The sequence below is a fragment of the Enterobacter vonholyi genome (assembly GCF_040834095.1).
Taxonomy (GTDB): Bacteria; Pseudomonadota; Gammaproteobacteria; order Enterobacterales; family Enterobacteriaceae; genus Enterobacter; species Enterobacter vonholyi.
On sequence record NZ_CP162152.1, the window covers coordinates 2,220,294 to 2,230,549 of the forward strand.

Below are 10,256 nucleotides of genomic sequence, written 5' to 3' on the forward strand. Positions count from 1 at the left end.
CCTGTTTGACGGGTGACGGGATAATGACAATGTTGTCATTTTTAACGTAAGTCATTGTGAACGGTTGCGGGCTCCATAGAATGTCATCAGCAGCCAGTCAGGGGAGCAAGATGAAAATACTGATCGTTGAAGATGAAATGAAAACCGGTGAGTACCTCAGCAAGGGGCTCACTGAAGCGGGGTTTGTCGTGGACCACGCTGTTAATGGCCTGAACGGCTACCATCTCGCCATGACCGCTGAATACGATCTGCTGATTCTGGATATCATGCTGCCCGATGTGAACGGCTGGGACATTGTCCGCATGCTCCGCTCTGCCGGCAAAGGGATGCCCATACTACTTCTGACGGCTCTCGGTACGATTGAACACCGGGTTAAGGGGCTTGAGCTGGGCGCGGATGACTATCTGATTAAGCCTTTCGCCTTTGCCGAGCTGCTCGCCCGGGTCAGGACGCTGTTGAGGCGCGGAAATACGGTGATCGCCGAAAGCCAGCTTCAGGTGGCTGACCTGGCGGTTGATCTTGTGTCGAGAAAGGTCAGCCGTGCCGGAAGTCGCATCCTGTTAACCAGCAAAGAGTTCAGCCTGCTGGAGTTTTTCATGCGCCATCAGGGGGAAGTATTGCCCCGCTCCCTGATTGCCTCCCAGGTATGGGACATGAATTTTGACAGCGACACAAACGCGATTGACGTTGCGGTAAAGCGGCTGCGCGCAAAGATCGATAATGACTTTGAACCGAAGCTGATCCAGACGGTGCGCGGCGTGGGCTATATGCTGGAGGTGCCGGATGCGCGTTAAGCCCCTCCGACGCCCGTTCTCGCTTGCGCTGCGGCTGACCTTTTTTATCAGCCTCTCCACGATACTGGCCTTTTTCGCCTTTACCTGGTTTATGCTGCATTCCGTCGAGAAGCACTTCGCCGAGCAGGATATCAGCGACCTGCAGCAAATCAGCACCGCGATGCACCGCATCCTGCAGTCACCGGCCGATCCTGACCAAAAGAAAATCAGCAAGATCAAAGAGTCGATCGCCAGCTACCGCAACGTGGCCGTCCTGCTTCTGGATCCGCAGGGCAATACCCTGTTCAGCTCGGCGCAAGGAGCGGCACTGCGCCCGGCGATGAACACGGCGAACTTTAGCGAACACCGCCGCGCGCAGGATGTGTTTCTCTGGACGGTTGAAGGCCCGGCCGCCCCCATGCACGGCGGGTCCGACATGAAAATGGAAACGTACCGGATTATCGCCTCCTCAGGCACGGCGACGCTGCAGGGCAAAACGCAGGGCTACGTGATGCTGATCGGGCTCTCCATTAATTTTCATCTGCACTACCTTGAGGCGCTGAAAAAAAACCTTCTGGCGATTGCCGCCGTTATCAGCCTGCTGATTATTCTTGTCATCCGCATCGCCGTGCGCCAGGGACATTTGCCCCTGCGTAACGTCAGTAACGCCATTAAAAACATCACCTCCGAAAATCTTGACGCGCGGCTGGAGCCGTCCCGCGTCCCCGTTGAGCTGGAGCAGCTGGTCATCTCCTTCAACCAGATGATCGAAAAGATTGAAGATGTTTTTACCCGTCAGGCTAACTTTTCCGCCGACATCGCTCACGAAATCAGAACCCCCATCACCAACCTGGTGACGCAAACGGAAATCGCGCTGAGCCAGAACCGTTCTCAAAAGGAGCTGGAGGATGTGTTGTACTCCAGCCTTGAAGAGTACAACCGGATGACCCGCATGGTCAGCGACATGCTGTTCCTGGCACAGGCCGATAATAATCAGCTCATCCCGGATCGAGTGATGTTTGATTTAAGCGCCGAGGTCATGAAGGTGTTTGATTTCTTCGAAGCCTGGGCGGAAGAACGCCACATCGCTCTGAAATTTAACGGGATGCCCTGCCTGATAGAAGGCGATCCGCAGATGTTCAGAAGAGCAATCAATAATCTGCTCTCCAACGCCCTGCGCTATACGCCGGAAGGGAAAACGGTAACGGTCTCCATCAGAACACAGGATAACAACGTTGAGCTGGTGACAGAAAACCCCGGTACGCCGATCCCGCAGGCGCATCTGTCGAAGCTGTTTGACCGTTTTTATCGCGTCGATCCGTCCAGGCAGCGTAAAGGCGAAGGCAGCGGAATTGGGCTTGCCATCGTGAAGTCCATCGTCACGGCGCACAACGGAAAAGTCCGCGTGGAATCGGATGCGGTGTCGACGCGCTTCATCCTCACCGTGCCGGGAAAGGTTGCCTGAGCGCTCAGCGCACGGAACGGCACACCTCCAGCACTTTCTCTCTGAGCCACCGGTGCGCCGGGTCCTGCTCCATGCGCGGATGCCACATCTGTGACACCGTAATGGTCCTGGTCTTAAAGGGCAGTTCAAAGACGTGTACCTGCTCATTCATCGGCTGATTGAGCAGGTACAACGCAGGCACCATGGCAATCAGATCGGAGGCCAGCGCCACGGATAACGCCGTAGGAAAGCCGGGCACCACGCTGGCGATCTTGCGTTTCATCCCCTTTTCTGCCAGCGCGTCATCGACAGCCCCATGCAACGATCCGTTCGGAGAGGCCACAACATGGCCCCACGCGACATAATCGTCAAGGCTGACATCATGCCGTAATGACAGCGGATGCCCCTTGCGCACCGCGCCAACAAACCGATCCTGAAAGAGCCTTTGCAGCCGTATTTCAGGCCCCATATTGTTCTGCACGCCAATCTCCAGGTCGACCAGCCCCTCGCGCAAATAGCGCGACGTTTTTTCAGGTTTCGGCGAAAAACGAATACAGACGTCGGGCGCCACCTCCGCCACCGCCGCAATAAGTAGTGGCCCAAATGCCACCACAAAACCGTCGTTGGCCCGGATGGTGAACAGCCGTTCGAGATTTTCCACCTTCAGCGTGTCGGTGGAGGGCTGCAGAACCGCTCTTGCCTCGTAGACGGCGCTTCTGGCGCGATCCCGGGTGGCTTCGGCCCAGGGCGTCAGCACCATGTGACGACCGGCCCGCACCAGGATCGGATCGCCGGTCACCTCCCGGAGCCTGCTGAGGGTACGGCTCATGGCGGAGGTGCTCAGGTTCAAACGTCGCGCCGCGCCCGCCACGCTGGCTTCTGCCAGCAAAACGTCGAGCGCAACCAGAAGGTTAAAATCAGGATCGGACACGATTGCTCCTCAGATATGGCGTTACGCGCAATGATTAAGTGCAAATGCTGCGTCTTCCGCCCTATATACCGCATGATTATAGTTTCGTCATCACGATTCTTTTTCGGAGTAACGACGATGACGCTCTTTTCAAACCAGCCCGGCGATGAAGGTTTACCCGGGCATGAACGCGCCCGGGTCCTGGCCGCCGTTATGACCACCACGCTGATGGGCGTCTTTGACGGCACCATGATCAACATCGCGCTCCCCTCTATGGCAAGGGCGATGCAGGTCCCCGCGAACGTTGCGGTCTGGTTCGCCAACGGCTATCTGCTGTCAGCGGCGATGACGTTGGCCATCTTCGCGGCGCTGGCGGCGCGCGTGGGCTATCGCCCGATCTTTCTGACCGGGCTTGCCGCCTTTACGCTCACCTCGCTCGGCTGCGCGCTGGCAACAACGCCGGAAATGTTAACCGGGATGCGGATCCTGCAGGGCATCGGCGGGGCGGCGACCCTGAGTATCGCCCCGGCGATCCTGCGTTCGGTTTTTCCTCGCCAACTGCTTGGCCGCATTCTGGGGCTGCACGCCCTGCTTATCGCCTCCAGCACGGCGATTGCTCCTGTGCTCGGAGGAACAATACTGGACGCCCTGAGCTGGCAATGGCTGTTCGCCATTAACCTCATTCCGGGCAGCATCGCCCTGCTGCTGGCATGGCGGGCCTTGCCGCGGGAATCGGCCGTGGACCGAACTCCATTTGACGCGCCGGGCGCTGTTCTCTCCGCCGTCCTGCTAGGTTCCGCGATCATGCTGGCCGACAGCCTTCAGCACGTGGCGCAACAGATTAGCGCGCAGGCCATCTTCTGGGGCGTTCTCGCGCTGGTAAGCGCCTTCGCCTTTACCTGGCGGATCCGGCGTGCGCAACATCCGTTACTGCCGCCGGTGATGTTCAGAAACGGGCGCTTCACCCTCGCCGCGCTGACCTCGCTGGCCTCGTTTGTGAGCCAGGGGATCACGTTTGTCGCGCTGCCGTTCCTGTTTCAGAGCGTATATGGCTACAGCCCTGTAGTTTCCGCGCTGCTGTTCACCCCGTGGCCGATTGGCATCGTGCTGATCGCGCCGCACGCGGGTCGCTGGGCGGATACCATTTCCGCGCCGCTGATCTCGACCCTCGGGCTGATCGTGTTTGTTGGTGGACTGGTCCTGCTGGCGACGTTGCCGGCAAATCCTTCCGTATGGAATATCTGCCTGCGCAGCCTGGTTTGTGGGATTGGGTTTGGCTGCTTCCAGAGTCCCAATAACCGGGAAATGCTCTCTAACGTGGCGCGGGAATATGCCAGCTATGCCTCTGGCGTGCTTTCTATCGTCAGGACATTCGGCCAGTGTCTCGGCGCTGCCGCGGTGGGGGTGCTGATGGCTGTGACGACAGGGTCAGATCATCAAACGCTTGATGAACGGGCCGTGCATCTGGCGCTGTGGATTGCGGTGATTGCCTCAACGGGATCGGTCTTATTTAGCCTGAGCAGGCTGCGCCCTGCGGTTCGGGCATCGGCTTAACAGGCTGCGCCTCACGGCGCAGCGCGTTTATTTACTCCAGCGCCAGCAGCGCAAAGCTCGCCAGCCAGTGCCCGCCGCTGTAGTGGCTGCCGACCACATGCTCAACGCTTGCGGCCAGATGTTTCGTCACCGCCTCGCGCAGCGCCTGCTGCGCCGGATGGTTTGCGGGAAGCGCTTTAGCAATATGCTTCATGCACCAGGCGCGGCTGAGGTTTAATCCGTCGAGATGGGCAATTTTCGGGTCGGTGCGATCGCTCACTTCCGCAGGGTTCATCAGCGCCGTAACGGCACCCACCTCCGGGAGAAACGCGTCAAACCAGGCCGGGAAGTCTTCAGACACTTTGCTCATCAGCAGCGCCTCCGTCAGCGCGCCGGAAATATACTCGTCTCCGCCGGGCTCATAATGAGCCGGATAGCGCGTGTCGGCGAGATAAAACCGCTCCGCCGCTGCCACAATCGCCTGTTCAAGCGCCTTGTCTCCCACTGCGCGACCGTAATCGAGCGCCAGCGCGAGGGCAAACGCGGTGTTGTAGTGCGTCCCGACGCGGATCGGATAGGTGAGCTTGCCGAGGTAATCCACCAGCCGGTTGCGAATGTCCTGAGTTAACGGCTCCAGCATCTGATACCAGCCCGCGGCCTGCGGCAGCGACGACTGTTTCAGCTCCTGGGCCAGCGCAAGCAGCCAGCCGTAGCCATACGGCCGCTCAAACGAGGCGCGGAACGGCGCGGTGAAATAGGCCAGCTCCTTCGCCATGTTCTCTTCGGTTATGTGCTCGTCAAAAAGCGCGACGATCGCGTCCCGGCAAGGTAATTCTGGATAGAGCCGCACGCAGCGCAGCAGCAGCCAGTAGCCGTGCACCGCCGAGTGCCAGTCAAAACAACCGTAGAAAATGGGATGCAGCTCGCGCGGCGGCAGAACGTCACCATCATCATTCAGCAGGTGCATGATGTGGTTCGGGTATTCCTGGCGCAAATAGGTCAAAGGCATGCGGGCAAACGCGTCGGCCTGATGTTGCGTTAATTCCATGACAGCTCCTTAGCGAAACACGAGGAAATACATTAACAACACGTTCACCACCAGCAGGGTTAACGCGGTCGGGATCTGGATCTTGATCACCTGATATTTGTCCTTCAGCTCCAGCAGCGCGGCGGGAACGATATTGAAGTTCGCGGCCATCGGCGTCATCAGCGTGCCGCAATAGCCCGCGTACATGCCAATCGCCAGCAGCGGCGCCGGGTTGCCGTGATGCACGTTGATGAGAAACGGCAAGGCGATACCGGCACTTAACACCGGGAAGGCCGCAAAGGCATTACCCATGATCATGGTAAACAGCGCCATACCCACGCAGTAAATGACCACCAGCATGAAGCGGCTATCCGGGTTTACAAACAGGCTCACCACCTTCTGTACCGAGTCGCCCGTGTTGGCCACCACGAACACGCCGCCGAGCATGGCCAGCATCTGCGGCAGGATCACCGCCCAGCCGATGGTATCGACAAGACGACGAGACTGACGAACGGCATGCAGCGGCGTGCCTTTGGTCAGCCACCAGCCGGTGAGGATCGCCGCGACGCAGGCCACGCACAGCGCCGCCAGGGTGAGCTGTTTCTGATCGAGCAGAAACACGCCGCCGATCGAAACGCCCTTCAGGAATAACGTGCCCAGCACCGTCACCACCGGGATCATCAGCGCGGGCAGGAACAGCCAGTTTTTAAGCCGGTTTGACGACGCGACGCGCTCCTCCTCGGTCGACATTTTATAGTGCCCTTTCCCGACGAGGCCAAAACCCGCCAGCAGCGCGATAACGATAACGCCGCCGCCGATTATCCGGTACGCCAGCGATTTCCCCAGCTCCTGAACCATCAGATCGCCAAACAGAAAGATCCCGCCAAACAAGAACCAGAACAGCGCGGTGGTAAAACGCTTCGGATTAGCGCGATCGCGCAGGGTCATCACAACCAGCAGCATCACGACAAAGCCAATCAGGTAGTACACGCGGTTAATGGTGATAAGCGTCATCATTGCGCAGCCTCCTGCGTACCCTGCTCTGCACGCCAGGCCATCACGTCGCGACGGATGCTTGCATCGAGGCGCAGCAGGCGCGTCATATGAATAACCAATGCCGCAATGGCGGTAGGAATAGCCCACAGGCCGATATGCAGCGGTTCAATGCCCGGAATACCGTTCTCTTTCAGGAACGCGTCGATCAGCAGCACCGCCCCGAAGGCAATAAAGATATCTTCCCCAAAGAAGACCGCGATGTTGTCGCACGCGGCGGCGTGGGCTTTGATTTTGTCGCGGATGTGCTGCGGCAGTTCGCCGTATTCGTTCAGCGCCGCCCCTTCGGCCATCGGCGCCAGCAGCGGGCGCACCGTCTGCGCATGTCCGCCCAGCGACATCAGTCCCAGCGCGGCGGTGCCTTCACGGGCGACAAAGTAAAGCATCAGAATACGCGCCGAGGTGGCGCTGGCGATCTTCGCCACCCAGGCCTGGGCGCGCTCCTTAAGCCCGTAATATTCCAGCAGACCAATCACGGGCAGGATCAGGATGAAGGTGGCCAGCGATCGGCTATTGACGAACTTCTCGCCAAAGGTCTCCAGCAGCATCCCGAAATCCATGCCGACCAGCAGACCCGTCGCCAGCCCCGCCACCACGACTACCAGCAGCGGGTTGAAGCGCAGTGCAAAACCAATAACCACGATCGGTATCCCGATCAGCGGAAGCAGCGTAGTACCGTCCATAACGTTTACCCTATCGAAAGTGAGCGTTGCGCGCCGACGGCTATTTTTTTAATTTGCGGCGAGCGATGTTGTGTTTTGTTGGCAGGCTTCGCAAAACCTGCGCTAAAAAGCTATATCTGAACCTCAAAAACATGTAAACAAATTATCAATAAAATGTTCTTATTTTATCGATGAGTTTACATTTCTGGCTAAGGAACGTTATGACCTCAGAAAAGAGTGCTTCACCCGATCGCGACGATATCAACGATGGCCGGATCGTCTCTTCCCGCCATCTGGTATCCGAGCGCTGCGCGGAGTTATCAGAGCTGGAATATGCGCTGATCATGACCAGCAACGCGTTTAACAAATGGATGGTGCGCTGCATGACGGCTGCCGGCGAGCCCGATATGGGCGCCTTTGACGTTTCGCTGCTGCATCACGTGAACCACCGCGACCGCAAGAAAAAGCTGGCCGATATCTGCTTCGTCCTCAACGTGGAAGATACCCACGTGGTGACCTATGCCCTGAAAAAACTGGTCAAAGCAGGCTACGTGACGAGCCAGAAAGCGGGTAAAGAGCTCTTTTTCTCTACCACCGAGGAAGGGAAAGCGCTGTGCATGAAATACCGGGACGTGCGGGAAGCGTGCCTGATTGCGATCCACGCGGAGAGCGGCATTGCCGGGAAGTCGATTGGCGAGACCGCGCAGCTGTTACGCACGATCTCCTCCCTGTATGACACCGCCGCACGGGCGGCGGCGTCACTGTAATTAAGGACGTCGGAACAGCGTAATGCTCCGTCCGGCCAGCGCATACTCTACGGTTTCGGTGATCGCTGTCCCGGTGGCAGCATCATCCGCCGTAGACAGCTCCAGCACCCATCCCCCTTCGCCAAACTGCGGGATCTGGAACGGCACGGTGCCTTCAAAAGGATTGAACAGCATCAGCACGTCGTGCCAGATACCGTCCTCCTGCCTGAGATCCGGCCTGCTGATGGAGACCCCGAGGGTTGAGCCTTCATCCCACTGCTCGGCCTGCTGTGGGCCGCCCCCGGCATTGAACCAGCGGATCTCCAGCCCGTCGCGCCAGCTTTCACGGCGCAGCAGTGGCTGTTGCGCGCGCAAGGTAATGAGACGACGGGTAAACTCGCGCAGCGCAGCGTCGTTTTCGGAGAGCCCCTTCCAGTCGATCCATGAGATCTCACTGTCCTGGCAGTACCCATTGTTGTTGCCCTTCTGCGTGCGGCCAAACTCGTCCCCCGCCAGCAGCATCGGCGTGCCGTGGGAGAACAGCAGCGTGGTCAGGAAATTACGTTTCTGCCGTTCGCGGGTAGCAATAATATCCGGATTCTCGGTTGGCCCTTCCTCGCCGTAGTTGTACGAGCGGTTATCGTTATGCCCGTCGTTATTGTCCTCGCCGTTGTCGGCGTTGTGCTTCTCGTTGTACGACACCAGGTCATTCAGCGTAAAGCCGTCGTGGGCGGTGATAAAATTGACGCTGGCCCACGGACGACGTCCGCGCAGATCGTACAGATCGCCGGAACCGAGCAGGCGCGCGGCAAAGTCCGTGGAGACATTGTCCCCCTTCCAGTACTCGCGAACGGTGTCGCGGTATTTGTCGTTCCACTCCCCCCAGCCCGGCGGGAAACCGCCGACCTGATACCCGCCGGGGCCGATATCCCAGGGTTCACCAATCAGCTTCAGTCGGGATAACACCGGATCCTGAGTCATGGCGTCGAAGAAACCGCCGCGCGGGTCAAACCCTTCGGGCTCGCGGCCCAGGATCGTCCCGAGGTCGAAGCGAAAACCGTCGATGTGCATCGATTCCGCCCAGTAGCGCAGGGAATCCATCACCATCTGCAGCACGCGCGGATGCGAGGTGTTGACCGTGTTTCCCGTCCCGGTGTCGTTGATGTAATACCGGTGCTGGTCCGGGAGCGTGCGGTAATAGCTGTAGTTATCAATCCCCTTAAACGAGAGCGTCGGGCCAAGCTCGTTCCCTTCCGCCGTGTGGTTGTACACCACGTCAAGAATGACCTCGATGCCCGCGTCATGATAGGCGCGCACCATATCGCGAAAGCCCTGGATCCCCGCCGGGCCGTAGTAGCGTGACGCAGGGGCAAAAAAGCCCAGCGTGTTATAGCCCCAGAAGTTCTTCAGGCCGCGGTCGAGCAGGTGCTGATCGTCCGGAAACCAGTGAACCGGCAGCAGCTCCACCGAGGTAATGCCGAGGCTTTTGATATAGTCGACCGAGGCTTTGTGCCCCATCCCCTCAAACGTGCCCCGCAGCTCGGGCGGAATGGCCGGGTTCATCTGGGTAAACCCTTTCACGTGGCTCTCATAGACAACGGTATGCGGCCAGGGCACGTTCGGCCGGCTGTTGTCCTGCCAGTCAAAGGCATTCGGGTCGATGACCCTGCATTTCGGCGTAAACGGCGCGCTGTCGCGGGTATCAAAGCTCAAATCCAGCTCGTCATGCCCCAGCTCATAGCCGAAATGGGCGTCGTTCCAGTCGATGTCACCCATCAGTTCGCGAGCGTAAGGGTCGATAAGCAGCTTATGCGGGTTAAAGCGATGACCATTTTCCGGGTCGTAGGGGCCGTAGACGCGATAGCCGTACAGCGCACCCGGCTTCAGATCGGGCACATAGCCGTGCCAGACCTCATGGGTATACTCCGGCAGCTCCAGCCGGGCGATTTCCGTTTTCCCGGACGGGTCAAACAGACAGAGCTCCACCCGTTCAGCGTGAGCGGAGAACAGCGCGAAGTTGACCCCTTTCCCGTCATAATTCGCACCCAACTGCTGGCCATGACCGGCCCGAATTTCAAACGTTGTATCCTTTGCCATTTTCGTTCTCC

9 protein-coding genes are annotated in these 10,256 nt (G+C 58.7%); 4 read left to right on the top strand and 5 right to left on the bottom strand.

Annotated elements, in window-relative coordinates:
• Positions 1–110 precede the first annotated feature (110 nt).
• Both AB3N39_RS10540 and AB3N39_RS10545 read left to right on the top strand, forming a co-directional pair.
• Entirely contained in the window at positions 111–794 is a 684-nt protein-coding gene (locus tag AB3N39_RS10540; RefSeq protein ID WP_133294430.1) for a copper/silver response regulator transcription factor, read from the top strand.
• Positions 784–2,238: a Cu(+)/Ag(+) sensor histidine kinase gene (locus tag AB3N39_RS10545; RefSeq protein ID WP_133294431.1), complete on the top strand. Its 1,455-nt coding sequence runs from the start codon at positions 784–786 to the stop codon at positions 2,236–2,238. The genes AB3N39_RS10540 and AB3N39_RS10545 overlap by 11 nt, the downstream gene beginning before the upstream one ends.
• Positions 2,239–2,242: 4 nt before the next feature.
• Here AB3N39_RS10545 and AB3N39_RS10550 read toward each other — a convergent pair whose 3' ends face one another.
• Positions 2,243–3,148, bottom strand: a complete 906-nt coding sequence (locus AB3N39_RS10550; RefSeq protein ID WP_367897303.1) for a LysR family transcriptional regulator — start codon at positions 3,146–3,148, stop codon at positions 2,243–2,245.
• A 117-nt stretch (positions 3,149–3,265) separates the two neighbouring features.
• Here AB3N39_RS10550 and AB3N39_RS10555 point away from each other — a divergent pair, with 117 nt between their 5' ends.
• Complete coding sequence (locus AB3N39_RS10555; RefSeq protein ID WP_133294433.1) at positions 3,266–4,681, top strand: MFS transporter; 1,416 nt, start codon at positions 3,266–3,268, stop codon at positions 4,679–4,681.
• A gap of 31 nt (positions 4,682–4,712) precedes the next feature.
• Here AB3N39_RS10555 and AB3N39_RS10560 read toward each other — a convergent pair whose 3' ends face one another.
• From AB3N39_RS10560 to AB3N39_RS10570, 3 genes are read right to left on the bottom strand one after another with little or no spacing between them, the layout of a single operon-like run.
• Positions 4,713–5,708, bottom strand: coding sequence for a DUF2891 domain-containing protein (locus tag AB3N39_RS10560; protein ID WP_143345126.1), 996 nt, complete (start codon positions 5,706–5,708; stop codon positions 4,713–4,715).
• A gap of 9 nt (positions 5,709–5,717) precedes the next feature.
• Positions 5,718–6,704, bottom strand: a complete 987-nt coding sequence (locus AB3N39_RS10565) for a DUF979 domain-containing protein (RefSeq protein WP_133294435.1) — start codon at positions 6,702–6,704, stop codon at positions 5,718–5,720.
• Positions 6,701–7,423 carry a DUF969 domain-containing protein gene (locus AB3N39_RS10570; protein WP_123922397.1) on the bottom strand — a complete coding sequence of 241 codons (723 nt, stop codon included), beginning with the start codon at positions 7,421–7,423 and terminating at the stop codon, positions 6,701–6,703. Before AB3N39_RS10570 ends, AB3N39_RS10565 begins: the two co-directional genes overlap by 4 nt.
• A 200-nt stretch (positions 7,424–7,623) precedes the next feature.
• On the opposite strand from AB3N39_RS10570, the gene AB3N39_RS10575 reads away from it, so the two are divergent.
• Complete coding sequence (locus AB3N39_RS10575; RefSeq protein ID WP_143345127.1) at positions 7,624–8,169, top strand: winged helix DNA-binding protein; 546 nt, start codon at positions 7,624–7,626, stop codon at positions 8,167–8,169.
• On the opposite strand, the gene glgX is transcribed toward AB3N39_RS10575, so the two are convergent.
• The gene (glgX, locus tag AB3N39_RS10580) at positions 8,170–10,245 is read right to left on the bottom strand and encodes a glycogen debranching protein GlgX (protein ID WP_367897304.1); all 2,076 of its coding nucleotides are present in this window, start codon (positions 10,243–10,245) and stop codon (positions 8,170–8,172) included. It lies immediately after the preceding gene.
• Positions 10,246–10,256: the final 11 nt, after the last annotated feature.

Bases quoted from the DNA above. Each gene is read 5' to 3' on its own strand.
- AB3N39_RS10540 (WP_133294430.1), top strand. From the start codon at position 111: ATGAAAATACTGATCGTTGAAGATGAAATGAAAACCGGTGAGTACCTC.
- AB3N39_RS10545 (WP_133294431.1), top strand. From the start codon at position 784: ATGCGCGTTAAGCCCCTCCGACGCCCGTTCTCGCTTGCGCTGCGGCTG.
- AB3N39_RS10555 (WP_133294433.1), top strand. From the start codon at position 3,266: ATGACGCTCTTTTCAAACCAGCCCGGCGATGAAGGTTTACCCGGGCAT.
- AB3N39_RS10560 (WP_143345126.1), bottom strand. From the start codon at position 5,708: ATGGAATTAACGCAACATCAGGCCGACGCGTTTGCCCGCATGCCTTTG.
- AB3N39_RS10565 (WP_133294435.1), bottom strand. From the start codon at position 6,704: ATGATGACGCTTATCACCATTAACCGCGTGTACTACCTGATTGGCTTT.
- AB3N39_RS10570 (WP_123922397.1), bottom strand. From the start codon at position 7,423: ATGGACGGTACTACGCTGCTTCCGCTGATCGGGATACCGATCGTGGTT.
- AB3N39_RS10575 (WP_143345127.1), top strand. From the start codon at position 7,624: ATGACCTCAGAAAAGAGTGCTTCACCCGATCGCGACGATATCAACGAT.
- glgX (WP_367897304.1), bottom strand. From the start codon at position 10,245: ATGGCAAAGGATACAACGTTTGAAATTCGGGCCGGTCATGGCCAGCAG.